A 24,223-nucleotide genomic window follows, 5' to 3' on the forward strand; every position below is an offset into this window, starting at 1 on the left:
TAGTGTGAACCCCAAAAGCGGGAAGTTTTAAAAAGAGCCTTATGCCGTATGTAGCTGCTCTCGATATTTTATCGGGGGCAGCTTATTCAATTTTAATTGTAGCCGATCATTGTTATAATAATAGATGTATTCTTCCACGATCTCAATGATTTGTTCGTTGGTAGCGGTGAAATCCTGAGAGTAGAAGGCCTCTGTCTTCAAATGTGAGAAGAATGATTCGATTAGAACATTGTCAAAGCATACTCCCACCTGGGACATGCTTTGGATAATGTTCTTTTCTTTTACAAACTCTTGAAACCTCGGGGATGTATATAAACCACCTTGATCAGAATGAAGAATCACCTTTTCGATATTTCGACCTTGGATAGCCTGATTTATCGTATCAAAGGCGAGTTCCAAATTAGGAGATGTACTAATCACACTGCTGATTACTTCATTATTGAAACCGTCAATAATGGCAGAGAGATACAGGTTGGTTTCGCCGATAGTGATGGTTGAAACATCGGTATACCACTTCCTATTTGGTGCATCTGCTTTAAATTGCCGCTTGATTAAATCCGCTTTTTTAACAGCCACGTCCGGTTTGAAGTGAACGAATCTCTTGCGGCTGATTCGTGCTTGAAGATTATTTTCAGCCATAATACGACTTACGCGCTTATGGTTGATGTTTAGCTGATATTCGGTTCTTAGCACCTCTGTAACGCGCCTATATCCGTAGCGCCTCTTGTGTTTACTGCAGATTATTCTAATGTGTTTAAGTAGTTCATTCTCCAACCTATCATCTGGTTGTTTACGCCATCGGTAATAATTAGTTTTTGGGATCTCAAGAAAGGTTAACATCTCTCCAATTGGATATTTACTCTTAAGCGCCTCGAGAATTTCTACGAGTTGCTTCTTTGTTGTTTTCCTAAGATCCCATTTAACTTTCCCAGTATTTCGTTGTGCATTTCAAGCTGCTTAATTCTAAGCCTTAGACACTCAATCTCTGATAATTCCTCTATCCCTTTTTTATAAGTATACTGTTTTCCGACAGGCTGCTGAAAGCGATGGGTTTCACCATTTCGATACCAACTCATCCATCTTTTAATCTGTGTTTTACTTTTTATTCCTAAGACTTTCATAACCTCAACGGTACTCCGCCCAGCGAGTTTCATATTGACTGCATCCCACTTTACCTCGGGTGAATAATGCACCTTTTTTGCCACAAAAATACACCTCTCATGTAGTATAGTTTTTCTATACTACATAAGAGGTGCTTTTTCATTTTCCCATTTTACGGGTTCACACTACTCGACGCACCTGTTTTTTTTATTTAAGCCGGCCGTCCCTTGAGAAACGCTTGCATCGCCTGCAATTCCTGCATCAGTTTATGATAGTTTTCCGGATTTAGCGACTGAGGCCCGTCACAACGGGCTTCGGCCGGATTAGGATGCACTTCAATCATCAATCCGTCGCTGCCGGCCGCGAGCGCCGCGAGCGCCATCGGTTTAACCAAATGCCACTTTCCGGTGCCATGACTCGGATCGGCAATAACCGGCAAGTGACTTAAACGTTTGATTGCGCTAACAGCGCTGAGATCGAGCGTATTTCGGGTATATTCTTCAAACGTACGGATGCCGCGTTCACAAAGAATGACTCGCGGGTTGCCGGCGCTCACGATATATTCCGCCGCTTGCAGCCATTCGTTAATCGTCGCCGACATGCCTCGCTTTAAAAGGACCGCTTTTCCCGACTGTCCTACCGCTTTTAACAACGCAAAGTTTTGCATATTTCTTGCGCCGACTTGCAGTACATCCGCATAATGGGCGACGCGTTCGACTGCAGTCGTCTCCGTAACCTCCGTAACAACCTTTAAACCGGTACGTTCGCTCGCTTCCGCCAGATAGGCAAGTCCTTGCTCTTCGAGACCTTGAAAGTCATACGGACTGGTCCTCGGTTTATAGGCGCCGCCGCGCAAAAAGGTCGCGCCGCCGGCTTTTACGATCTCGGCCGCTTCCAATAGCTGTTCTCTGCTTTCTACCGCACACGGCCCCGCCATCACGGCGAAGTGCCCGCCGCCGATTTTCACCCCGTCTACGTCGATAATACTGTCCGAATCTTGCAGCTCACGGCTTACCAACTTATACCCGGTCTGTATCCTGACAATTCTTTCGACCCCCGGCAGCGCCTCCAGCGCGACAGACGCCAAACGCTGCGTCTCGCCTTTCACTCCGATTGCCCAATACTGTATGCCTTCCATCGTATAAAAAGTAAGGCCTGCTGCAGCAACGACAGCCTCCACACGTTCGATTTCCGCCAATTTCGCCTGTCTGTTCATCACAATAACCATCTTCCATCACTCCTGTTTCTTCTTTTCTTTCAACAATTTTTACGTCAGCAAAAAAAATAACCCCTGTCCTGAAAAGGACGGGAGTTCCCGTGGTACCACCTTATTTGCCTGTGTCCAGGCCACTCTTAAGTACGGGTCCATCGACCGATACCCCCTTCCTATTAACGGAGAAGGACTTCGTCATCACCTACCGGCAAATGCTGCTTTCAGGATGCCACTCCAAGGCGAACTTCACTTTTCTTTTTGCATCAGGCTCCCACCGCCCCTGATTCGCTTGGCAAATACAAAAAGCTACTTTTCCTTTTCATTGCGTTTACATCTTTTATTAACTTTTAATGAATTTTATCATTACATTTACACTATTGCAAGTCTTTTTTTAAGAAGCCTCTGCAACGGAATTGTCTTCCATTGCAGAGGCTTCTTTTGCTTAATGACTGAAAAAACCGATTTGAATAAAGAACAGGAGCGCAAAAAAGTACAACATCGGGCTGACTTCACGGCCGCATCCGCGGACAAGCTTAAGCAGCGGATAAGCGATAAAACCAACGCCAATACCGGTAGCAATGCTATACGTCAACGGCATCGTCACTAGGATCAAAAACGCCGGAAACGCTTCCTCCGTATCTTTCCATTCGATGTTTTTAAGACCATCCATCATAAAAAATCCGACAAGGATAATCGCCGGCGCAGTCACGGCCGGAACACCTGCCAACATCTTCGCGACCGGCGAAAAAAACAAAGTGCTCAAGAGCAAGACTGCCGTCGTTACCGCACTTAAACCGGTTCGCCCGCCAGCTGCAACGCCGGCCGCCGACTCAATATAAGCCGAGGTCGGACTTGTGCCAAGCGCTGCACCTGCTGCCGTGCCCAGGGCGTCTGCCATCAATGCTCCACGTACGCGAGGAAACTTCCCCTCGTTGAGCAAACCGGCCTGCTCCGCAACGCCAAGCATCGTGCCAGTCGTATCGAATAACGTAACCAAAAGAAATGTGAAGACCACCGCATATAACCCTTGATTCCAAACGCCGGACACATCCATTTGCCATGCCGTACTCGCCAAACCGCTCGGCAAAACCAGCCAGTTTTCAGGCAAGACAAGCAACCCTTGGCAATAGGCTAAAATAGCAGTTGCCAGTATGCCAAAGAAGAGAAAGCCTTTTACCCTGTAAATCATCAGGATCAGGGAGACTGCCAGTCCTAATACGGCGATCATCGGCATCGGTTCCGAAAGCCGCCCAAGCGTAACCAGTGTCGCCGGTGAAGCCACAATGATTTTCGCATTCTGCAAACCGATAAATGAAATGAATAGTCCGATTCCCGCTGTAATCGCGTGTTTTAAACTTGCCGGAATCGCATCGATCAACATATAGCGAAAGCGCGTCAGCGACAGGAGGACAAAACAAATTCCGGAAATGAAAACGGCGCCGAGCGCTGCCTGCCAGGAGTGTCCGCCGCCTAGCACCACGCTGTAAGCAAAATAGGCGTTCATCCCCATTCCCGGTGCGATAACGATCGGATAATTAGCAAATATCCCCATAATCAAAGTCGCCAACACACTGCTAATAACCGTAGCCATAAATACACCGTCAAAATTCATTCCGGCGGCACCCAGAATCGCCGGATTGACCACTACAATATAAAGCATCGTCAGGAAGGTCGTAACACCGGCCAACACTTCTGTCGGCGCATCACTGCTCCGCTCCGTCAAATGAAACCATTTTTCTAACATCTCCACCCGCTCCTTGTGAGTAAAATCGTCGTGTTTTTTGCACCGTCGGCTATTTTACCACACGTCAGACGTCTTGTATACACTTTCGTTCAATACATATCGAACTTTCACCATAATTCCATCATTTATATTCATATTTTATATTTCTTTCAAAATTAAAAAGCAGCCGGCGTCTGCCGACTGCTTTTTAGCGAGAGCTAATCCATCATTTCCAAGAAAGCCTGGACTCTGGTTCTGATTTGTTCCACATCGCTTTGCGAATAATCTGTTTCCACCGCCAGAAATGGCGTCGCATTCTCTTCTTTCAAATGTTTCCCCAAGATTCGGCTTTCTACGTTGTACGTATGACAGCCTTGCCAGATAACGTCAACCACGCCGTCAATCTTATACTCATTGACCAAGTTGCTGATCATTTCCATCCGCTTCGGATTCGGGCTCATGCAGGAACAGGGAATGCCGAGATATTTATCCGCAATCGCTTCGAGCGGCGGCCGATTTTCATCGACCAGCGTGACAAACTGTTTCATCCCCGAACAATTTTCAATATAAACGACGGCTGCGCCGCATTCTTCAATGATTTTCAAAACTTTTTCCGCGCCGACCCCGGTCGGAACGCCGGTGACCAGAATCCGCTTCGCGCCTTTAGGAAAAGCACCTTCTCCCGCTGCAACACTTTCCTTTAAGTCAGCAATGATTCCGTTCAATTGTTGGGCAAAGTCAGAGCGGTCAAAGACAAAATTTCGTCCCCACATCAACTTTAACATATCCATACCCGACATTGGGACCGGATCTGCTTGCATCAGTGACGATAGTTCCTGCATCATTTTCCGTTCTTCATTAAGAACTCTGATCGCATTACGCATTTTTTCTTCCGTAATGCTGACGCCCAGTTTTTCTTCCAAGACTTCTTTCAACAACTTGACTTCCGAGAGCCAATATTGATGATCATTCTCCTGCAGATTACTTTGCGGCAGCTTCATCACATGAACGTCCTTGAAGTCCTTCATCAATTCAAACATTTTTTTCTTGCCATCACAGGTCGTCTCTCCGACAATCAGGTCAGAATATAAAAAGTAGGGGCATTTATCGGTGGCGGCAAAGCCGTATGACGATTTTATGAGTGGGCAAAAATTACGCGGCAGCGCTTTTTCCCCGTCTGCAATCGGCTCTTCTTTTGTCGCGCATAAAGCAAACCCTAATGCATCCGCAGCCAGGACCAACTCCTGCGGTGCATAAACGCAATAAAACCCAACGACTTTTTTTCCTTCTGCCTTCGCAGCTTTTAACATAGTTACCGGATCCGACATATTAAATTCCTCCTTTTTATCGTGGCGCTCGGCTAATGGCTATTAGCTTTTGGCTTTTAGTCGTTAGCCTCTTTTGTTTCTCCCTGTTCCCAGGCATACAAGGCCGCGCCGATAGACCCGGCGTAGAGGGCTTTCGAGGGCACGACCAATTCCAACCCAAGGCGTTCGGATAATGCACGCCCCAACGCTTCGTTGCGGGCAACGCCGCCGGTAAAAACAACTGGGCCGCAGGGCGCTATCTTATCTGCCATGCCAATGACCCGGCTGGCAATCGCCGCATAAATTCCAGCCATGATGGCTCTTGGCGAATGCCCGCGATGCAAGAGTCCGACTGCTTCCGATTCGGCAAACACCGTACACATTGCACTGATCGAACAGGCTTCTTCACCCGGCTTCAACGCCAACTGCGCCACGCTTGCCACGTCAAAGCCAAGTGCATTCGCCATCACCTGTACAAAGCGGCCCGTTCCGGCGGCGCATTTATCATTCATGACAAACTCTTCCACTCTGCCGGCTGCGAGGCGAATTGCCTTCGCATCCTGACCGCCAATGTCAATGACCGTACGCACCCCCGGCGACAAATACTCCGCGCCTCGCGCATGGCAGGTGATTTCGGTCAGTGGACGTGCCGCAAACGGCAGATTCGCACGGCCATAACCGGTCCCCACAATTGCAGCCAGATCATCAATAGCAATCTGCCACTCTTTTACCACTTTCGTCAGCAAGGCCTTCGCTTCTTCACGCGGATTCCAACCAGCCAAGACCATGCGATGTTCCATCGCCCTACCATCATACACCGTTACTTTTATTGTCGTAGATCCTACATCGACGCCTGCAACGACACGCATTGTCACTTCCAGTCTCCTTTCTCCTTCAAATCACATACACAGCATTTATTATATAACAATATATTTTCTATATCTATCCATTTAACGCAATCTTTCTTGTCGTTTTTGCTTGCCATAGTTCTTTTACTGTGCTATCTTCATGCTATAATGTATATACAATATAGCATTTTACAAATTTGTTTTCTTTGAGGTGACGCATGAAAAAAGTCAATAAGCATTCCCCTCTCCCACTCCATCATCAGTTAAAAATAATCCTCGCCGAACTGATTGAAAATGACGTTTTACAGCCGGATGATCCGATTCCGACGGAACGAGAGCTCTGCGAATTTCACGGCATTAGCCGCATGACGGTAAACAAGGCAATCCTGAGTCTTGTCAATGACGGGCTCGTTTATCGCGAACGGGGCCGCGGTACTTTCGTCCTGAAACCCAAAGAAAGGCATCAGCTTTCCTGCCTGCTCGGTTTTACCGAGGAAATGCAGCGTCGTGGTCTTGCCGTAAATACAAAGATATTGTCTTTTGAACGCACGCTGCCGACAAAAAAAATCCAACAGGCTTTAGCGCTACGAAAAGGTCAGCCTGTTTTTTCCATCACACGGCTGCGCTGTATTAGCGGCGAACCCTACGCACTGGAAACAGCCTACCTTCCCTGCCACCTCTGCAATGATTTGAGCCAAGAGCTGCTAACCGATCATTCGCTCTATCAGGTCTTGGCGCGCAATTTTTCTTTGGAAATGGATCATGCCTCGCAGAGCATCGAACCCGTTTTGCTTAATGAATACGAAAGCAGCCTTCTCGGCGTCGCAGTAAATTCACTGGCTCTTTTATTTTCCCGCCAGACTTATCTCGCAGATGGCACGCCAATGGAAGTGACGAAGGCCATTTACCGCAGTGACCGTTACAAATTTGAAATCACCTTGCGCAAATAGGAGGTATCCCTTTGAGTATTCTTCCTTTAGACGAACTACCGCTGCCGGCATTGACGGCGGCTTTCAATCAAGCAGATCATCAGGTCGCAGCCGCGGTGGAAAAAGCTCTTCCGGCGATTAATCTCACTGTAGAACACTTTCTTGCCTGCCTGCAGCGCGGCGGACGGATTTTTTATCTTGGCAGCGGCAGCAGCGGAAAAGCAGCCTTCGCGGATGCCTCGGAATGCCCGCCAACCTTCGGCATTGATGACGGCATCTTCATTCCCGTCATTTCCGGCGGCTTGACCGCACTGAGCGGTTGGCGTGAAGAAACAGAGGACGATTTTACGCTGGCGCGCAGCGATCTGGCATCTTTTAACTTTTCCCAGGCCGACCTGCTGCTCGCAATCAGCGCCAGCGGCGCCACGCCTTATGCATTGTCGGCGATTGAGTATGCAAACGAACAAAATGCGATGACGCTCGGCCTTTGCTGCCAAGAGGGCAGCGAATTGGAGCGCAGCGCCAAGCACTGCATCACTGTCGACGTCGGCCCTGAAATCATCGCCGGTTCGACGCGTCTGAAGGCAGGAAGCGCGCAAAAGATGGTCTTAAATATGTTGTCTTCCTGCACAATGATAAAGGCAGGAAAAGTGTATGACAACCTGATGGTGGACGTACGCCCGTTAAATCAGAAACTGAAGAAGCGCGTCCTCGACATCATTTGCCAGATTTGCGCCTGCAGCAGTCACGCAGCCGAAGCCGCGCTCACGCGCAGCAACGGACAAGCAAAACTCGCCATTCTCATGCTCAAATGTCAGCTTTCTTTAAGCGAAGCTGAAACAGCGTTATGCAGACACAACGGTCATCTGAAACGAGCCATAAGGAGCGAAACACATGAAAGCAATCATTAACGGACGCATCATCACCGCCAGCCAAGTTCTCGAGAACAAGGTATTGGTCTTTGACGAACAAATCGGAGAAATCGTCGCTGCCGACGCGTTTAAACCCGGCGAAGACTTCGAGATCATTGACGCCGCAGGTCATTATGTTTCGCCGGGATTCATCGATATTCACATCCACGGTTGCGGCGGCTACGACACGATGGACGAAGACCCGACAGCGCTAGGAAAAATCGCAGCGCTGCTGCCGCAAGTCGGCGTCACTTCTTTCTTGCCAACCACTATGACAATGCATTTGCCGCGCATTCAAAGCGCCTTGCAGCGCATCCGCGCCGCGAAAAAGGCAAAAGGGAATGGCGCCGTTATTTTAGGCGCTCACCTGGAAGGACCTTACCTTAGTCCACAGTACAAAGGCGCACAAGATTCCGCTTTCATCAAGACGCCAGACTTTTTTGATATCGAAGATTACCTCGACGTCATCCGCATCGTGACTCTGGCACCGGAAGGCGCAGACAAGCACGACTTCATTCAACGTTGCCGCGCCGCGCAAATCACTGTATCCATCGGACACAGCAACGCCAACTATGAGCAAGCGCTTGCCGCCTTTGCTGCGGGAGCCGAGCATGTCACGCATACCTTCAACGCCATGCCGCCTCTCAACCACAGACAGCCCGGCATCATCGGAGCCGCGCTCGATACGCCTGCCGTCACTTGTGAGCTGATTGTCGACGACGTGCACGTCCACCCCTGTCTGCAACGCATGCTTCTAAAGCTCAAAGGCCCTGATCATGTGATCCTCATCAGCGATGCCATGCGCGCCTGTCTCCTGGCAAATGGGCATTATGACCTAGGCGGTCAGGATGTCATCGTAAGCGACGGTGAAGCACGTTTGGCCAGCGGCGTCATCGCCGGAAGCGTCACGACATTGCGCTCGGCCGCTCGCCTCTTGGAAAAAAACACGCAACTCAGTTTGCCTGAGTTAATTCGCACCGTATCGCTAACGCCGGCGCGCCGCATCGGCGTCGCTGGCAGTAAAGGAAGCCTGGAAATTGGCAAAGATGCCGACATCACGATTTTTTCATCCGATTTCACCATTCAAGCTACTTTTGTAGCAGGAAAATCTGTATATAGGAGTTGATTTAACGCTATGCGCATTCTTATTGCCGACGATTATGCCGATTTAAGTTCACGCGCCGCCCGCATCATGGCCGGGCAACTTTATTTAAAACCAAACAGCGTACTTGGCCTTGCCACCGGCAGTACGCCGCTACAGATGTATCAGGAGTTGGTTCGACTGCACAAAGAAGTCGGTCTCGATTTTTCCGAAGCTACCAGTTTCAACCTCGATGAATACCTGGGACTTGCGCCTGATGATGCCAACAGCTATCACTACTATATGCACCAGCACTTTTTCTCTCATATCAATCTGCCGCAAAAAAACATTCATATTCCGTGCGGTCGACCGGCCGATATCGAGAAAGAATGTCTCGACTATGACCGCTTAATCTGGCAAAGCGGCGGCATTGACATTCAAGTTTTAGGCATCGGCACCAATGCCCACATCGGCTTCAATGAACCGGATATAAAATTCGAGGCGACAACGCACAAGGTAAAACTTGACGAAGAAACGATTGAAGCCAACGCTCGTTTTTTCGCTGCCATCGAAGAAGTCCCTCGTTTTGCAATCAGCATGGGCATGAAGACCATCATGCACGCCAAGAAAGTTTTGCTTTTAGCCAGCGGAGAGAACAAAGCGGATGCGATCTACAACACACTATACGGCGGAATCACGCCCGAGGTTCCGGCATCCATCCTGCAACTCCATCAAGACGTCATTGTCTTGTTAGATGCGGCAGCTGCCAGTAAAATTCGGAGGTGCTTAGATGACAACAACCAGAATCTTAGATCTTAAACCGCCCGAATTGGCGTCATTATGCGGCCGCGCTCTTCTCGACAGCATCCGCAACAGCGAAGGACGCACTCTTTTATGCGAGACAGTCGTCACTGCACCGCCGCTGCTCGGCGACATCAGTAACGGCGAGTTGGCAGCGGCAATGGGCGCAGATCTCTTATTGCTAAATATTTACGATGTTTATCAGCCTTACATCGCCGGCATCGATTCCGTTTCACCGCTCGAAGAACTTAAGCGGCGCACTGGTCGGTGTATCGGCGTCAATTTAGAGCCTGTACCTGACGATCATCCCGGCTTCCCTCCCAGCCGCCGCGCTAATAGGGAGACTGCGCGTCTTGCCTTTGACCAGGGCGCATCTTTCATCGTGCTTACCGGCAACCCTCATAGCGGCGTCGACAATGACACGATTTGTAAAACGCTTTCCGAGATCAAAGCGGAGCTCGGCGATCTCCGCGTCGTTGCAGCGGGCAAAATGCACGGCTCTGGTGTTGGCGAACCGGTCATGACGGATAGCGTCGCGAATGCGTTCCTCGCAGCAGGAGCAGATATTTTACTTTTACCCGCACCCGGCACCGTCCCCGGCGTCACACTCGAGCAGGTTTGGCAATGGACAAACCTGGCCCACCGCCAGGGCAAGCTGGCCATCAGCGCAATCGGAACTTCGCAAGAAGGCGCAGACCTGGCTACGATACGTCATTTAGCGCTGGACGCAAAAAAATCCGGCGTTGACATTCATCATTTAGGAGACGCCGGCTATTTCGGCGTCGCTCTGCCGGAAAACATTCAAGCGTATTCGATTGCGATCCGCGGGCGTCGCCACACATTCCGCCGCATGGCAATGCGCACCTAAGCAGCGCGATTTCTCTCTCCTCAAAAAAAACGGTTGTGGAAAACCAATTTGAGTTTTCCACAACCATTTTTCTATTCAGGCTTCGCCAAAATTCGTTTCAATCAGATTCTTAAGCGCCGTCAGGCATTCTTCATGATCTTCGCCTTCGGCCACCAGCGTAATTTCGCTGTCTTTCGCCAAACCCATGCCCATGATTGCCAGAATACTTTTCGCATCCGCTTCTTTTCCATTGCCGCGCACGCGCACTTTACTTTTAAACGAAGCCGCTTTTTGCACGAACATCGCCGCAGGACGAGCATGAAGTCCTGTCGGATTCGTAATGATGACATTAATTTCACTCATCGCCGTCACACCCTCTCCTAACACTTCTTAAGGTTTCTGGCATCTTCAGCCGTTTGGACAACTTTTGACAGATCGCTGCCAAGCGATGCCTCCACTGTCGCTGCAATGGAGCCTTCTAAAACCGGGGCGTCGGCGATACGCACGCGTTTTTGCAGTTCTTCCGGCAAAAACTCCAGTGCTGTTTCCGCGCTGAGCACAGCACTGCCTAAATCGACCATAATAACAACGCCATCGCCGCTATCAGCCTGCGAAACAGCAGCCTGAACGCGCATCGCATCTGTGCCGATGCCGCCGTCCTCCATGCCTCCAGCGGCAATCAATGCCTGCTCCGGACGGGACATCTGCCTTGCCATTTCTACAATCCCTTCCGCAATCTTGCGGCTATGCGATACAACTACGATTCCAACCATACATTTATCCTCCCATCACTTATCACGCTGCAAACAGTCCACAACCGCTTTTAACATCAGATAGGACGATGTCGCACCGGGATCCTGATGTCCAAGACTGCGTTCGCCAAGATAACTGGCTCTGCCCTTGGTTGCAATGATTGTCTTCGTGTATTCGACCCCTTCACTGGCCGCTTGGCATGCTTTTGCCAAGCTGTCTGCAATTGACTTCCCCGCCTCTTGCGCCGCTTGGTAGGCATCATAAGCGGGTTCCAATGCGTCGAGCATTGTTTTTTCGCCACGGGTCGCTTTGCCGCGTTCCTTAATCCCGCCAATGGCGGCAGATAACATAAGCGCAACGCTTGCTCCATCCAACTCATGCTTTCCCTGCCCCGGTCCCGCCGCGCGCAGAAAAGCGGTTCCATATAACGGTCCAGCTGCTCCTCCGACGCTGGTCACCAACGTCATGCCGACCGTCTTCAAAATCGTTGCGATGTCCTTATCTTCGCCCAGCGCAGCCGTTTTTGCAGCTACCGCCTCAAAACCGCGCGCCATGTTGATGCCATGATCGCCATCGCCAATTTTCCCATCCAGATCCGTCAAGAATTCTTTATTCGCAATAATGACGTCTCCAACAGCCTTTAATAATTCATACGCAGTTGCGCTCATTCTCTTGTCCTCCCATCGGTTTACCTGTTTCGGCAGCGACAGACGAGCGAACGCCTGCCGCAACCGAAAGCGATATTAAAACTGAACGAAAGCCGGGGTATCAGCCGGAGCCAGGAGCAGCTCTTTCAATTCAGCGTCCACTTTCAGGAGCGTGATTGAAAAACCTGCCATCTCCAAGGACGTCATGTAATTGCCGACGTAGGTTTTGACCGTTTTAATGCCCGCTTCGCTTAGCATCTTCGCAACCTTGTTGTTCACCACATACAGTTCCATCAACGGCGTCGCACCTAATCCATTGACCATGACAGCCACTTCGTCGCCTTTTTTATACGGCAGATCCGCCAATATTTTACCCAGCATGTGGCTGGTAATTTCATCGGCGCTGCGCAATGTTTCGCGATGTGTGCCCGGTTCGCCGTGAATCCCCATGCCGATTTCAATTTCATTTTCCGCCAGCTCAAAACTAGGTTTGCCTGCAGCGGGAACCGTACAAGGCGCCAGTGCCATTCCCATGGAACGGACATTGGCAATTACTTTTTCCGCCACACGTTTCACTTCCGGCAAATCCGCACCGGTTTCAGCCTTCGCCCCGGCAATCTTATGCACAAATACCGTTCCGGCAATGCCGCGGCGTCCGACGGTCCAAGTACTGCCCTCTACGGCAACGTCATCATTAACGATGACTTTATCCACTTTTATGCCATCGGCGTCAGCCAGTTCGCCGGCCATTTCAAAATTCATGCAGTCACCGGTATAGTTTTTCACAACCAGCAGTACGCCTTTGCCTCCATCAACCGCCTTTACCGCCTCATAGACCTGGTCAGGCGTCGGGGATGTAAATACGGCTCCTGCAACTGCACCGTCGAGCATCCCTTTGCCGACAAACCCGGCATGAGAAGGTTCATGTCCGCTGCCGCCGCCGCTTACCAAACCGACTTTTCCTTTTACGGGTGAATTGGCACGAACCAACACATCAAAGCCTTCGACCCGCTTCACATACTGTGGATGGGCTGCGACGGCCCCTTGCAACATTTCTTCGACAACTTGCTCAGGCACATTGATGATCTTTTTCATTTCGCCACTCTCCTCTTTTTTTACCTGCCACTCTGTTTCGGCATTTCATATCATCAATAAAGCAATTTCTATGCCAACTGCACAAAGCACGTTTCTTGCGCTTTACGAAAGTCTCTTTGGTAAAAAATATCAACCCTTTCGTTGTTTTGTTGGTAAAAAATATCAAGTTGAAACTTTTGTCTCAATCATATTTTTTCTCCAAGCCATACTTTCTTGCTTTCGCCGCGACCGTCTTATGCGTAAGGCCTAATATTTTTCCAGCCGCATTGAAACTGCCGCCTTGATTTAGCGCTTTGCGAATAATTTGACGTTCATATTCCTCCCAGCGCAAAACGACATCGTCCTCTTGGTTATTTTCTATTTTCGCCTCCTGTCCCTCCGCACTCGCCAGATAGGAAGGCAGATGGCTTCTTACTATAAGCGCCGCATCATGCAGCGTGATGATCCGTTCCAAAACATTTTCCAACTCACGCACATTCCCCGGCCATGGATAGCGCAGAAAATCAGCCATTGCATCGCGGCCAATCCGTTTTACCGCCTGCCCCGTTTCTTCGGCCATCTTAAAAAGAAAGTGCTCCACTAAAAGCGGAATATCCTCCTGGCGCTCACGCAGCGGCGGCAAAAGGATTGGGATAACGTTCAGACGGTAGTAAAGGTCCTCCCGGAATTCGCCGCGCGCCACCATTTCTTCCAAATTACGATTCGTCGCGGCAATGATCCGGATATTCCCTTTTAAGGTGACTTCACCGCCCAAGCGTTCGAACTCTTTTTTTTGCAGGACGCGCAGCAATTTGACCTGCAGGTTCTTTTCCAATTCGCCTATTTCATCAAGAAAAATCGTTCCCTGATCGGCCAGTTCAAATTTCCCCATCTTTCGGCGCACCGCACCGGTGAATGCACCTTTTTCATGTCCAAACAATTCACTTTCCAGCAGCGCACCGGGTATCGCGCCGCAATTGACTCTTACAAAAGGGCCCTGCGCCCGGTTGCTGGCATAATGAATCCCCTCCGCGACCAATTCCTTACCTGTGCCGCTTTCCCCGCTGATCAGCACGGTAGCATTTCCCGCCGCCGCCTTTGCCGCAATAGCCAGTAAATCACTCACTTTGCCGCAGCGGCCGACAAACTTTTCAAACCCTTTGCCCGACTGGCGCGTGCGTCGCAATTCCTGTTCCAAGTAATCAACGCGCGCCGATGCCGTGTGGTACTTTTCCATTAATCGTTCCACTTCGCTTATATCCCTGACGACCGACACCACACCGGTCATCTCGCCATCAACCATGATTGGATTCACGTCGGCAACCAGCGTCAGCCCATTCGCCTTGCGACTGATGTGCCCGAGAACCGGTTTGCCTGTCGCAAGCACCCGGCATCTGGCTCCCTCCGGCGACAGTTCTGTCACCGCGCGGCCTAAAATTTCTTTCCCCGACTGCTGCATGACTTGTTGGTAGGCCATATTCACGTAAGTGATGATCCCTTCTTTGTTTAAGACGCAGATTCCGTCATGCACGGATTCCAAGATCAGCTGCAGTCTTTCTTTCAATTCTTTAATCTCCTGCAGTTCCCACGAAACAGACTCTAACGCGGATATATCCTCAAAGATAGCCATTGCACCCTTAACTTTTCCATCAATTAGAATCGGCGTCCGATTGGTGATCGTAACCGATTTTCCAATTTCCATCCGACAACCGATTTCCGCTTCGCCGCAGGAGTTTATGATGTTAAGACGTGAATTAGGCAATATTTCATGCACCTTGCGCCCGACAGCTTCTTGAGCCGTAACGTCGAGAAATTTTTCCGCCGCCGGATTAAAGACCGTTATCACGTCGGCTTCATCCGTTACAATCAGACCGTTCGCCATGCTGTTGAAAATCTGCTCCGCCGTGAATGCATTGTCTTGCAGCAACCTGTCCATTTCATTGATGCTGCTTTCGTCCGCGAGCTGAAAGTCACTTTCCAGAAACGCAGCCATCTCCGTGACCGCTTCTTTCGCCAACTCGCCTCGTCCTTCTATCGTAAGGCATTCGCCGCCGGCTATTTTTAGTGCGACCAGCAGCATTAGGCTATTGGGTAAAAAAGGATCTCTTCCCTTACAGCAAAACGTCAGTTCGGCACCGTAACGCTGCTGAACCTCATGATATTTTTGCACGACCATCGCCGCCACGCGTGTATGAATGCCTCTGTCGTGTCGTATTATTATCTCTTTTTCAAACCGCATCGTTATTCTCCTAACAAAATTTCTTTTTCCCCTTGACAATAACTCGCTAATGGATAATAATAATTAATAGATAATATATCGCAGGAGGTATTCAAATGAAAACAATGGATAACTTAGCCGCGGCGTTCGCCGGAGAATCACAGGCCAATCGCAAATATCTGGCATTTGCTCAACAAGCCGATGCAGAAGGCCATGCACAGGCCGCCAAACTATTCCGCGCCGCTGCCGAAGCAGAGACGCTTCACGCACTCAGTCATTTTAAAGCCATGGGTAAAATCAAATCGACTTCAGAGAACCTGCAAGCCGCAATCGACGGCGAGACTTATGAATTTACCAGCATGTATCCCGATTTTATCAGCCAAGCAGAAGCCGAAGGAAACAAAGAAGCCTTGCGTTCCTTTACGTTAGCCAATGACGCAGAGAAAGTACATGCCGAATTATATCAAAAAGCATTGTCCACGTTGGGCGAAAAAGCTTCTTTCGACTACTACCTCTGCACAGTCTGCGGACACATTGCCGAAGGTTCGGCACCTGATAATTGTCCGATCTGCAAGGCAGCCGCCAAGGCTTACAAAAAAATCGACTAAGTTTTCTTTTCCTTTACCACAGTTCTCATGCAAATGGGGACTGTGGTTTTTATTATATGTTCCCCAATAAAGAGATGCGTTCCTGCCGCCAAAGAGAGAAAAAGCGGCCTTTATTTGTAGCGGAAAGCTGCACGATTTCTTTTTCTCCCTTCCCATTTGTATTAGGAGTGCCGCGCAACCGGTCTGAAAACGCCTTTGTCAAATTTTATACCGCTTAGCCGACAAATATGATACCATAAAGCTAAGAATAATTTTCATTTTTCAAAAAAATTCGCGGAGGAAGAAACTATGAGCAAGCGTTCTTTCGGCATGCTGCTTCTCGGCGCCCTCTGTGTTTTACTTCTTGCCGGAGGCTGCAGTAAACCGCCTGTTGAAAACTCGCCTTCACAGCTCGAAAGAAAATCCACCGAGCCAAGCATTCCCCCGCCCTCACCGACCGCCCTCGCCGCGTTAAACAGCGTCGTGATCGTGACCGAGGAATATCCTCCTTACAGTTACACCAACGAATCGGGCGAAAGCAGCGGTTTGTCAACCGCCCAAGTTCGCCGCGCCCTGCAACATTTAAACGTCCAACTCCCTATCAAATCCCAGCCTTGGAGTCGTACCTACGAGCAGGCGCAAACGGAAGCCAACGTTTTGATTTACCCCTTGGTCTTTACCGAGGAGCGACGCAACAAATTTAAATGGATCCATCCGATAACACCGACACGTACCTATCTCTATTGCCTTGCCAGCCGCAAGGATATAAACATCACAAGTCTCAACGACGCGAAAAATTATCGGACCGGGATCATAAAGAACTATTTTGACGGCGAATACTTGCTGCGCAATGGTTTTGAAGAAGGCCGCCACCTCGAAACTTCTTCGACTGTCGAAGTGAGCCTAGAAAAATTCTTCAGCGGACGCTATGATCTTTGGATCGCCGATAACGTCTACGCCGATTATATCCTGCAAAAGCACGGACATTCCATGTCCGAGTTGCGCGAAGTCTATTACCTTAAAGATTTAGACTTAGTCATGTATCTAGCCGCCAGCCCGCAGACTTCGGATGAAGTCGTCGATCAGTTCCGTCGCGCGCTGGTCATCGACAAGCCTCAATAGACCGCTTTTCTTTTCAATCACCTTGTGGAAAGGAGTGTCGTCCATGCCCTTTCGCTTCAGACGACTCACCGTCTATTTTTCTACGCATCTGCTGGTTTTAATGATCGCGATGTTTTTTACCTTGTCCTTGGTTTCGCTGCACGAGGAGCTGAACTATACAAGCCATCGCCAACAGGAATCATTTGCGCAAATTCTTAACGTTACTGAATTATCCACAGCCAATGCGTTATGGCAATACAACAATGTGGATATTGAGGCCAGCGGCGACTCTCTCTTTCAAAACCCTGAGATCGTCATGGTGCAACTGATTGACAATCGGAATATTGAACGCTATTACCGCGTGAAAAGCGGGCCAAGCACCGCCGATGAGTATTTGCACCGTTATGACCGCCTGCTTTATAAAAACAACGTCCCGGTCGGTGAAATCGTCATCGTCTTCACCAACTACTATGCGCAGCAGCAGGTTTACGCCAACGCACTCGGCAAAGCGCAGCAACTAGCTTTGATTCTCTGCATTCTCGGTTTCGCGATCTGGTTGATTACCCGCCCGATCGTAAATGACATTCGCCATCTGACTCTTTCGGCACAGACGATGGCCGCCGGAGACCTAAGCCGCAGCATCCGCCTTACCACGCGCGATGAGCTCGGCGCGTTAGCCGTTTCCTTCAATCAAATCGCCGGAAACCTGCAGGAACATTTAAGCGAATTGCAGATTAACGAAGCGCGTTTTCGCTCTCTTGTCGCAAACATTCCCGGCATCGTCTATCGCTGTTCGCCTGATGAAAATTGGACAATGGAGTTTATCAGCGATACCGTCGAAGAAATCAGCGGCTACCCGGCCAGCGATTTTATCAACAACCAGGTTCGTTCCTTTTCAAGCATCATTCATCCCGATGACCGAGCCTATGTTGCGGCATCGCTTTCAGATGTTTCCGGGTCGCATCGCTCATACAGCATTGAATACCGCATCATAGCCCGCGATGCTTCCATCCATTGGATGCATGAAAACGGTCAGGAGATTTACGATGAAAATCAGACGCTCTTGTGGTTGGACGGGATTATTTTCGACATCAGCGGACGCAAGGAGACGGATACGCGCCTGCAACAATACACACAGCGTTTGGAGGCCGGAAACCATCTTGCCAGTCTCATTTTATCCGCCGCTCCGCTCTCTACGATCTCCCTGGAAATCATCAATAAACTAACAAGCGTCATTCCTTGCTCCGAAGCGGCGCTCTTTTCCTTTCCACTCAACAAGCCCCAGGTTTGCCTGCTGGCAGCCAGCGGCCCCATTCCCCTTCATTGGCAAGACAACCTCTCCCAACCGGCCGCAAAATATCCCTGGGTGGAAAAACTTCAGGCCGGCCTTCCGCTTGCAATCAATGACCAAGAAGGCGTTGCACAACCACTGGAAAAGGACGACACGCCGATTCATATGGAATTTCCTTTACTCATGGGCAGTCAGCTGATCGGCACACTTCACTTGGCGGCATTACCGGGAAAAGTCTTCAGCAGCGATGATCAGGCTATGGCAGCTTCGGTCAGTTCCCTTCTGGCATTAGCGCTGCAGCGTCATGAACTGGAAGAACAGCGCATCGAAGCAGAAACGGCTCTGCGCAATAGCGAACGTAAATATCGAACGCTCTTTGAAGGAGCCAATGACGCTTTCTTAATTATCGAAAACGACCGTTTTGTCGAGTGCAACGAGAAATTGCTCCATTTATTCGGTCGTACGCGTGAAGAATTATTGCATGCCTCGCCGCTCGATTTTTCGCCGCCGACGCAGATAGACGGACGCTCTTCCGCCGAAGCTGCTACTGAGTATCTTAAGCTTGCCTTGAACGGCGAAGCGCAATGCTTTCTCTGGAATCATTTGCATGCAGACGGCAGCCTTTTTACCGTTGAGATCAGCTTGAATCGCATCTTCTTACCGCCTAAGACGCTGATCATTGCCGCTTTGCGCGATGTAACGGATCGCCTGCTGGCACAGGATCGGCTGCAACGCGCCAACGAAGATCTCGAACGCCGCGTATCGGAGCGAACCGCACAATTGGAATCCGCCAACCGAGAGTTGGAAGCCTTCAGTTATTCGGTTTCCCACGATCTGCGCGCACCGCTGCGCAGCATCGACGGCTTCAGTCTCGCCCTGCTGGAAGATTACGCGCAACAACTTGACGCGCAGGCGAAATCCTATCTGGAACGAGTGCGCAATGCCAGCCAGCGCATGGGCGCCTTGATTGACGATATGCTTAAACTGTCACGCATCACCCGCTGCGAGCTTCATCCCGTAACTATTGACCTGACCTTGCTCGCCGAAGAAGTCGGACAGGAACTGCGTGAACAGCATCCCGATCGCTCCGTAGACCTTATGCTCGAACCGGGTCTTACCGTACTTGGCGACGAACGACTCTTGCGTATCGTATTAGAAAATCTGATGAACAACGCTTGGAAATTTACCGCGGCGCAAAATCCGGCGCAAATCTCACTGCGCCAGACCGGACAGGATGCACAGGGCCGAAATACCTACTGCTTACAAGACAACGGCGCAGGTTTTGATATGACCTACTCCGCAAAACTATTCGGCGCTTTCCAGCGTCTGCACCGCGAATCAGAATTCCCCGGTACCGGTATTGGGCTTGCCACGGTTCAGCGCATCATCCATCTTCACGGCGGACGCATTTGGGCCACCGGCACTCCCGGCAAAGGCGCCTGTTTCTATTTCACATTGCCGTCCGCCAACACGCCAAGTAAGGAGGTTTTACTATGAGTCAGCGCGAAAAGGTCATCTTATTGGTAGAAGACAATTCCGATGATGAGCTTCTCACCCTACGCGCCTTAAAGCGCAGCAATGTCCTGAACAAAGTAATCGTCGCCCGTGACGGCGTCGAAGCCCTCGACTATCTCTTCGGGCGCGGCGAGTATGCCGGTCGCGACACTGCTGAAAAACCGCAGCTGATCCTGCTCGACATCAAATTACCGCGCCTTGACGGGCTTGAAGTTTTACGCCAGATCCGCGAAAATCCGCTTACCCGTTTGTTGCCGGTCGTCATGCTCACTTCCTCGAGCGAAGAACAGGATCTCATCGCCAGTTACGGATTGGGCGCCAACAGCTTCATCCGTAAACCGGTCGACTTCACTCAATTCGCCGATGCCGTCGGACATTTAAAATTGTACTGGCTTGTTCTCAATGAACCGCCGCCCTCCCTCTAAGCAAATTTCAGCCATCATGGAGGATGCCGCTATGACGCAAGAAATCTATCAAATATTAATCATTGAAGACCTTGAAGACGACATGCTTTTGCTGCTGCGCACTTTGCGCCAGGGCGGCTATGCCGTCGATTACGGCTGGGTGGATGACGAAGCCTCGCTCCGCTCTGCCCTGACGCGCGACTGGGATATCGTAATCTCTGATTTTTCCATGCCTTCCTTTGACGGTATGGATGCCTTGCGCATCGTCCGTGAACATGATGATACGCTGCCATTCATTCTCTTGTCCGGCGCAATCGGCGAAGACGATGCCGTCCAAGCGATGAAATCCGGCGCAAATGACTATATCATGAAAGGCAATAAAGCCCGCCTTCTGCCAGCGGTTGAACGGGAGATTCGTGAAGCCCGCGACCGCCGCCGCCACCGCCAACTAGAAGAAAGTTTTCTTTCACAAGAACGCCTCGCAGCACAAGCGCTGCAAAAAGCATATCACGATTTGGCGGAGGCTTATGACAGTACGCTGCTCGGCTGGGCGCTCGCCGTCCAATTGCGTGACCAGGACACCGGCATCCACTCCCAACAAGTAACAACGATGACGCTTGAACTGGCTGCCGCGCTTGATTATCCTGCAGAAGAGATGATCCATTTAAAGCGCGGCGCATTGCTGCATGACATCGGCAAACTGGGCATCCCTGATGCCATTTTACTGAAGCAAGGCCCTCTCAACGACGAGGAATGGCTCATCATGAAGAAACATCCCGTCTATGCTTACGAATGGCTGCAATCGATTGAATATTTGCAGCCGGCCCTGGCCATCCCTTATTCGCATCACGAACGCTGGGATGGTTCAGGCTATCCGCAGGGCCTGCGCGGCGAAGACATCCCGCTAGCAGCGCGCATCTTCGCAGTCGTTGACGTCTGGGAGGCGCTTTGCACTGATCGCCCTTACCGCAAAGCATGGTCCGCCGAAAAAGCCAAGGCACATATTGCACAAAATAGCGGCACGCACTTTGACCCCAAAATCGTAGAACGTTTTCTCAGTCTATTGGCAAGCACAAAATAAAAACGGCTTTCTCGAATGAGATCGCCGTTTTTTCTTTAGTCCTCTTTTGGGAAAATTTCCATTCTGCTCGGAAAGCCATGCAATGAAGTCGCCTTTCTGACAGCGGCTACAACAGCATCCGCCATCATCCGCGCCGCTAGCACGCCGAGCACATTCGTATCTGCTTCTACTTCCCCCGTAGCAAGGGAAAAGATCGTATCGCCGTCAAACTGCGTATGCGCCGGATAGATCGTACGTGCATACCCGTTATGAGCCATGCTTGCGATCTTGTTCGCCTGCGCTTTTGTCATTTTCGCATTCGACAGAATGCAGCCGATCGTGGTATTGCCTTTGAACGGATCAAGCCCGCTCTGGTACTCACGCAACAAGGATTCTTCGCAGTTAAGAAATCGCCGTTCCTCTCGCTGCAACGCACCGGAGAGGATTTCACCGCTTCTTGGGTCGACAACATCGCCCAAACAATTGACCGCCACGACCGCGCCGACGATCAACTCGCCCAGCTTGATGCAGGCGCTCCCGAAACCGCCTTTCATCGCATATTCCATCCCCAGCAACTTGCCGACCGTAGCTCCCGTTCCCGCGCCAACGGAACCTTCTGTCAGCGGCAGCGTCGCATTCAGACAGGCCTGGTATCCCATCTCTTTATCCGGTCTTTTATATGGATCGCCGCAATGCAAGTCAAACAGTACGGCTCCAGCAACAATCGGAACTTTGGCTACACCGACATCAAAGCCGCATCCGCGCTCTTCGAGATACGCCATGACTCCAGCAGCGGCATCAAGCCCGAACGCACTGCCTCCAGCCAGTACGATGCCGTGTATCTGCTCCACATAATTGACAGGATCCAAAAGATCGGTTTCCCGCGTTCCCGGCGCACCGCCTCTGACATCGACCCCGGCAGTCGCGCCGTTTTCGCAAAGAATCACCGTGCAGCCGGTTCCTCCCGCCTGATCTTGCGCATGCCCGATTGCAATCCCCTTTAGTTCGCTGAGGTTCACCGCCTTCATCACAAGTCGCCCTCCTCTTTTCTCCGGATAAACAAATCTTGAAGCATCAGCTCGGCACGACGAACTTCTCGCTTAAAAGATACGATGCCCGCCCAGGCTATTATTGCAACAAAGCTGAGCGGCATCAGCCACTGCGCCAATCCGCTTGGCGATTCTTTCAGGATGGAGTAAACGATGACGATGACGAATAAAATGGCAACGCCGACTGCCGCAAACTGCGGGCGCAGCAAAATATCAATCCGCGTTCCGGATTCGGTCGCCCGGACCTGACCCTCGATAACCGGCGAAAAAGTCTGACTGCCGGTTATGCTGCGCGTTATCGTAAATCGATTCTGGCGCACACGGCCGTGAAACAACGCTCCCTGTTCCTCCCAAAAGGCAGCCCTTTGCCAGGAAAAATCCGTCAGATTATTCGTTAACAGTCCCATTACCGTTTCCGGCGTCAGATCGCTCTGCAACGTCTTTCGAACATAGAAGATCATACGTTTACAACCTTTCCGCCCGGCTATTCCTGTCGCAATAATTGCCGGTTATGACTGTGTTGGAACGACAGTTCCATGACGGCTGCGCGCACCGCTTCGAGTTTCGCCTCCGCTTGATGCACAGCTTCTTCACTTCTTTGCATCACCTGTCGAAAATGAAGCAGCAGTTTCAATCCCTCTTCCAGACCATAGAGATAAAACACTTTTTGAAATACCAGGTTCACGAGAAAATGTTCCTGCAAAATATCCGCCGTGAGAATTTCGCCTGGCATCATCGTTTCATTTTCATCCAGCCATTCATAGTTACCATAAATAGTTTCACGGATCATTTCGCCCATCGCTTTGTTTGTACCGTTCTTTCTGAGTCGGGCGATGCTTTCTTTTATGCGCAACAGGCGGCAATCCAAATCAACGCCGCGCACTTGCAGCAAATCAATGAAATGCTGCTCAAGTTCAAAATAATAATGCAGCGGATCGTTCTTCCCTTTTTGTTCCGGATACACATAGGCAACAATGCTGTCTTCGGCAATTTGCAGCGGCGCATGTTCCGAACGCAGCACCAAAAGCGGCTTCGCGCGGTTCAGGCGCTTTTGCACAGCCGGACAGTTAAATGTCAGCGTGAATTCCATGCCGCGCGTCGAACTGATCGGATAACGGGGAAAGGTTTGGCATACACTATCTAAATGCTGATGCCCTATCTGTCGATGCAAACTGCAGCGATTATCCGCTTCGAGAAACCAACAGCCGCCTGTTTTTTTTTTAGCGATATAGGCATATTCGCCCGGACAGCGTTCGCCGCTGATTTTCTGAAAAGCCGCTGAAAATTCGTTTTGCGCATCGCGTTCTGCAAATAAGCGTTCGTTCCGAAGATAGCTGGCTTCATTGACAGTGACCAGCCAATCATTACGGCAGCATCGACCGCACATCTCACACTGAAAATCTTCTACAATATCCAAAAATATATACATGCGCCATTCCATTCCTATTGATTTTTCTTGTCCTCCCTTTCTTTACTGGATTGGCATGGCAAAATCCTGCCTACAAGAAAAAAAGAGTTCTTTCGCTTATCTTTATTTACTATACATAACTTTTATTTTCTTTTGCCTCCGCGCCTCTAAAATTGACATGCGTCCATCTTTTTTTTAAAAATGTTACATTTTTCATTGACTTATCTCTTTTTTGGCGTTATCATTACATCCAACAGCATAACGAACCACAATAGCTTTGAGCGGGACGAGTACTTAGGCTTCTCTTTAGCCCAGCGAGTCGGCGACCGGGTAACCGGAGGTGAAATGGCCGACC

At 50.2% G+C, this 24,223-nt stretch carries 24 protein-coding genes and 2 other annotated features (1 of these 26 cut by a window edge); of the genes, 10 read left to right on the forward strand and 14 right to left on the reverse strand.

Annotated features, from left to right (window positions below; translation table 11 throughout):
• Positions 1–39 precede the first annotated feature (39 nt).
• The 6 genes from QTL79_RS16130 to QTL79_RS16155 all read right to left on the reverse strand — a co-directional run bounded on the left by QTL79_RS16130 (position 40) and on the right by QTL79_RS16155 (position 6,213).
• The gene (locus QTL79_RS16130; protein WP_346356025.1) at positions 40–879 is read right to left on the reverse strand and encodes an IS3 family transposase; all 840 of its coding nucleotides are present in this window, start codon (positions 877–879) and stop codon (positions 40–42) included.
• A gap of 2 nt (positions 880–881) precedes the next feature.
• On the reverse strand, positions 882–1,205 hold the full coding sequence (locus tag QTL79_RS16135) for a transposase (RefSeq protein ID WP_346355988.1): 324 nt from the start codon (positions 1,203–1,205) through the stop codon (positions 882–884).
• Positions 1,206–1,312: 107 nt separating this feature from the next.
• Positions 1,313–2,329, reverse strand: coding sequence for a 3-deoxy-7-phosphoheptulonate synthase (aroF, locus tag QTL79_RS16140; RefSeq protein ID WP_346355989.1), 1,017 nt, complete (start codon positions 2,327–2,329; stop codon positions 1,313–1,315).
• A gap of 70 nt (positions 2,330–2,399) precedes the next feature.
• Positions 2,400–2,646: a binding site (T-box leader), on the reverse strand.
• 110 nt (positions 2,647–2,756) lie between these two features.
• Entirely contained in the window at positions 2,757–4,058 is a 1,302-nt protein-coding gene (locus QTL79_RS16145; protein ID WP_346355990.1) for an NCS2 family permease, read from the reverse strand.
• A 197-nt stretch (positions 4,059–4,255) separates the two neighbouring features.
• The gene (locus QTL79_RS16150; RefSeq protein WP_346355991.1) at positions 4,256–5,365 is read right to left on the reverse strand and encodes a double-cubane-cluster-containing anaerobic reductase; all 1,110 of its coding nucleotides are present in this window, start codon (positions 5,363–5,365) and stop codon (positions 4,256–4,258) included.
• Between the two features lie 56 nt (positions 5,366–5,421).
• Entirely contained in the window at positions 5,422–6,213 is a 792-nt protein-coding gene (locus QTL79_RS16155; RefSeq protein ID WP_346356026.1) for an acyl-CoA dehydratase activase, read from the reverse strand.
• Positions 6,214–6,410: 197 nt separating this feature from the next.
• Between QTL79_RS16155 and QTL79_RS16160 the strand changes: the two genes are divergently transcribed.
• The 5 genes from QTL79_RS16160 to QTL79_RS16180 are packed head-to-tail and all read left to right on the forward strand — an operon-like array spanning position 6,411 to position 10,782.
• Entirely contained in the window at positions 6,411–7,142 is a 732-nt protein-coding gene (locus tag QTL79_RS16160) for a GntR family transcriptional regulator (RefSeq protein WP_346355992.1), read from the forward strand.
• An 11-nt stretch (positions 7,143–7,153) separates the two neighbouring features.
• A complete protein-coding gene (locus QTL79_RS16165; RefSeq protein ID WP_346355993.1) occupies positions 7,154–8,032 on the forward strand; it encodes an N-acetylmuramic acid 6-phosphate etherase in 879 nt (292 codons plus the stop codon).
• On the forward strand, positions 8,016–9,158 hold the full coding sequence (gene nagA, locus QTL79_RS16170; protein WP_346355994.1) for an N-acetylglucosamine-6-phosphate deacetylase: 1,143 nt from the start codon (positions 8,016–8,018) through the stop codon (positions 9,156–9,158). Before QTL79_RS16165 ends, nagA begins: the two co-directional genes overlap by 17 nt.
• Positions 9,159–9,167: 9 nt before the next feature.
• Positions 9,168–9,932 carry a glucosamine-6-phosphate deaminase gene (gene nagB / locus QTL79_RS16175; protein WP_346355995.1) on the forward strand — a complete coding sequence of 255 codons (765 nt, stop codon included), beginning with the start codon at positions 9,168–9,170 and terminating at the stop codon, positions 9,930–9,932.
• Positions 9,904–10,782 (forward strand): DUF7916 family protein, encoded by an 879-nt coding sequence (locus tag QTL79_RS16180; RefSeq protein ID WP_346355996.1) that lies wholly within the window; start codon positions 9,904–9,906, stop codon positions 10,780–10,782. Before nagB ends, QTL79_RS16180 begins: the two co-directional genes overlap by 29 nt.
• Positions 10,783–10,857: 75 nt before the next feature.
• Here the strand turns inward: QTL79_RS16180 and QTL79_RS16185 are convergent, their stop codons facing one another.
• The 5 genes from QTL79_RS16185 to QTL79_RS16205 form a co-directional block, all read right to left on the reverse strand.
• Positions 10,858–11,124, reverse strand: coding sequence for an HPr family phosphocarrier protein (locus QTL79_RS16185; protein WP_346355997.1), 267 nt, complete (start codon positions 11,122–11,124; stop codon positions 10,858–10,860).
• 17 nt (positions 11,125–11,141) lie between these two features.
• Complete coding sequence (gene dhaM / locus QTL79_RS16190; protein WP_346355998.1) at positions 11,142–11,534, reverse strand: dihydroxyacetone kinase phosphoryl donor subunit DhaM; 393 nt, start codon at positions 11,532–11,534, stop codon at positions 11,142–11,144.
• A gap of 15 nt (positions 11,535–11,549) precedes the next feature.
• Positions 11,550–12,182 carry a dihydroxyacetone kinase subunit DhaL gene (gene dhaL, locus QTL79_RS16195; protein WP_346355999.1) on the reverse strand — a complete coding sequence of 211 codons (633 nt, stop codon included), beginning with the start codon at positions 12,180–12,182 and terminating at the stop codon, positions 11,550–11,552.
• A 75-nt stretch (positions 12,183–12,257) separates the two neighbouring features.
• On the reverse strand, positions 12,258–13,256 hold the full coding sequence (gene dhaK / locus QTL79_RS16200; RefSeq protein WP_346356000.1) for a dihydroxyacetone kinase subunit DhaK: 999 nt from the start codon (positions 13,254–13,256) through the stop codon (positions 12,258–12,260).
• 181 nt (positions 13,257–13,437) lie between these two features.
• Positions 13,438–15,474 carry a sigma 54-interacting transcriptional regulator gene (locus QTL79_RS16205; RefSeq protein WP_346356001.1) on the reverse strand — a complete coding sequence of 679 codons (2,037 nt, stop codon included), beginning with the start codon at positions 15,472–15,474 and terminating at the stop codon, positions 13,438–13,440.
• Positions 15,475–15,569: 95 nt separating this feature from the next.
• Between QTL79_RS16205 and QTL79_RS16210 the strand changes: the two genes are divergently transcribed.
• The 5 genes from QTL79_RS16210 to QTL79_RS16230 all read left to right on the forward strand — a co-directional run bounded on the left by QTL79_RS16210 (position 15,570) and on the right by QTL79_RS16230 (position 21,432).
• Positions 15,570–16,061, forward strand: coding sequence for a rubrerythrin family protein (locus QTL79_RS16210; protein ID WP_346356002.1), 492 nt, complete (start codon positions 15,570–15,572; stop codon positions 16,059–16,061).
• 288 nt (positions 16,062–16,349) lie between these two features.
• Positions 16,350–17,162 carry a substrate-binding periplasmic protein gene (locus QTL79_RS16215; protein WP_346356003.1) on the forward strand — a complete coding sequence of 271 codons (813 nt, stop codon included), beginning with the start codon at positions 16,350–16,352 and terminating at the stop codon, positions 17,160–17,162.
• A gap of 43 nt (positions 17,163–17,205) precedes the next feature.
• Positions 17,206–19,929 (forward strand): PAS domain S-box protein, encoded by a 2,724-nt coding sequence (locus tag QTL79_RS16220; protein ID WP_346356004.1) that lies wholly within the window; start codon positions 17,206–17,208, stop codon positions 19,927–19,929.
• Complete coding sequence (locus QTL79_RS16225; protein ID WP_346356005.1) at positions 19,926–20,372, forward strand: response regulator; 447 nt, start codon at positions 19,926–19,928, stop codon at positions 20,370–20,372. Before QTL79_RS16220 ends, QTL79_RS16225 begins: the two co-directional genes overlap by 4 nt.
• Before the next feature lie 31 nt (positions 20,373–20,403).
• Positions 20,404–21,432: an HD domain-containing phosphohydrolase gene (locus tag QTL79_RS16230; protein ID WP_346356006.1), complete on the forward strand. Its 1,029-nt coding sequence runs from the start codon at positions 20,404–20,406 to the stop codon at positions 21,430–21,432.
• A 35-nt stretch (positions 21,433–21,467) separates the two neighbouring features.
• Here QTL79_RS16230 and QTL79_RS16235 read toward each other — a convergent pair whose 3' ends face one another.
• From QTL79_RS16235 to fliB, 3 genes are read right to left on the reverse strand one after another with little or no spacing between them, the layout of a single operon-like run.
• Positions 21,468–22,439, reverse strand: a complete 972-nt coding sequence (locus QTL79_RS16235) for a P1 family peptidase (RefSeq protein ID WP_346356027.1) — start codon at positions 22,437–22,439, stop codon at positions 21,468–21,470.
• Complete coding sequence (locus QTL79_RS16240; RefSeq protein ID WP_346356007.1) at positions 22,439–22,921, reverse strand: hypothetical protein; 483 nt, start codon at positions 22,919–22,921, stop codon at positions 22,439–22,441. The genes QTL79_RS16235 and QTL79_RS16240 overlap by 1 nt, the downstream gene beginning before the upstream one ends.
• 23 nt (positions 22,922–22,944) lie before the next feature.
• The gene (gene fliB, locus QTL79_RS16245; protein ID WP_346356008.1) at positions 22,945–23,889 is read right to left on the reverse strand and encodes a flagellin lysine-N-methylase; all 945 of its coding nucleotides are present in this window, start codon (positions 23,887–23,889) and stop codon (positions 22,945–22,947) included.
• Between the two features lie 247 nt (positions 23,890–24,136).
• Positions 24,137–24,223, forward strand: a binding site (T-box leader) (it continues 173 nt past the right edge of the window).

The sequence above is a fragment of the Azotosporobacter soli genome, from assembly GCF_030542965.1.
Taxonomy (GTDB): domain Bacteria; phylum Bacillota; class Negativicutes; order SG130; family SG130; genus Azotosporobacter; species Azotosporobacter soli.

What these genes read in the sequence shown, in the direction of transcription:
- QTL79_RS16210 (WP_346356002.1), top strand. Translation starts at nt 15,570, where the DNA reads ATGAAAACAATGGATAACTTAGCCGCGGCGTTCGCCGGAGAATCACAG.
- QTL79_RS16180 (WP_346355996.1), top strand. Translation starts at nt 9,904, where the DNA reads ATGACAACAACCAGAATCTTAGATCTTAAACCGCCCGAATTGGCGTCA.
- QTL79_RS16240 (WP_346356007.1), bottom strand. Translation starts at nt 22,921, where the DNA reads ATGATCTTCTATGTTCGAAAGACGTTGCAGAGCGATCTGACGCCGGAA.
- QTL79_RS16225 (WP_346356005.1), top strand. Translation starts at nt 19,926, where the DNA reads ATGAGTCAGCGCGAAAAGGTCATCTTATTGGTAGAAGACAATTCCGAT.
- QTL79_RS16205 (WP_346356001.1), bottom strand. Translation starts at nt 15,474, where the DNA reads ATGCGGTTTGAAAAAGAGATAATAATACGACACGACAGAGGCATTCAT.
- QTL79_RS16230 (WP_346356006.1), top strand. Translation starts at nt 20,404, where the DNA reads ATGACGCAAGAAATCTATCAAATATTAATCATTGAAGACCTTGAAGAC.
- QTL79_RS16220 (WP_346356004.1), top strand. Translation starts at nt 17,206, where the DNA reads ATGCCCTTTCGCTTCAGACGACTCACCGTCTATTTTTCTACGCATCTG.
- dhaL (WP_346355999.1), bottom strand. Translation starts at nt 12,182, where the DNA reads ATGAGCGCAACTGCGTATGAATTATTAAAGGCTGTTGGAGACGTCATT.
- nagB (WP_346355995.1), top strand. Translation starts at nt 9,168, where the DNA reads ATGCGCATTCTTATTGCCGACGATTATGCCGATTTAAGTTCACGCGCC.
- QTL79_RS16235 (WP_346356027.1), bottom strand. Translation starts at nt 22,439, where the DNA reads ATGAAGGCGGTGAACCTCAGCGAACTAAAGGGGATTGCAATCGGGCAT.
- dhaK (WP_346356000.1), bottom strand. Translation starts at nt 13,256, where the DNA reads ATGAAAAAGATCATCAATGTGCCTGAGCAAGTTGTCGAAGAAATGTTG.
- QTL79_RS16215 (WP_346356003.1), top strand. Translation starts at nt 16,350, where the DNA reads ATGAGCAAGCGTTCTTTCGGCATGCTGCTTCTCGGCGCCCTCTGTGTT.
- QTL79_RS16155 (WP_346356026.1), bottom strand. Translation starts at nt 6,213, where the DNA reads ATGCGTGTCGTTGCAGGCGTCGATGTAGGATCTACGACAATAAAAGTA.
- QTL79_RS16185 (WP_346355997.1), bottom strand. Translation starts at nt 11,124, where the DNA reads ATGAGTGAAATTAATGTCATCATTACGAATCCGACAGGACTTCATGCT.
- nagA (WP_346355994.1), top strand. Translation starts at nt 8,016, where the DNA reads ATGAAAGCAATCATTAACGGACGCATCATCACCGCCAGCCAAGTTCTC.
- QTL79_RS16145 (WP_346355990.1), bottom strand. Translation starts at nt 4,058, where the DNA reads ATGTTAGAAAAATGGTTTCATTTGACGGAGCGGAGCAGTGATGCGCCG.
- aroF (WP_346355989.1), bottom strand. Translation starts at nt 2,329, where the DNA reads ATGGTTATTGTGATGAACAGACAGGCGAAATTGGCGGAAATCGAACGT.
- fliB (WP_346356008.1), bottom strand. Translation starts at nt 23,889, where the DNA reads ATGTATATATTTTTGGATATTGTAGAAGATTTTCAGTGTGAGATGTGC.
- QTL79_RS16160 (WP_346355992.1), top strand. Translation starts at nt 6,411, where the DNA reads ATGAAAAAAGTCAATAAGCATTCCCCTCTCCCACTCCATCATCAGTTA.
- dhaM (WP_346355998.1), bottom strand. Translation starts at nt 11,534, where the DNA reads ATGGTTGGAATCGTAGTTGTATCGCATAGCCGCAAGATTGCGGAAGGG.
- QTL79_RS16150 (WP_346355991.1), bottom strand. Translation starts at nt 5,365, where the DNA reads ATGTCGGATCCGGTAACTATGTTAAAAGCTGCGAAGGCAGAAGGAAAA.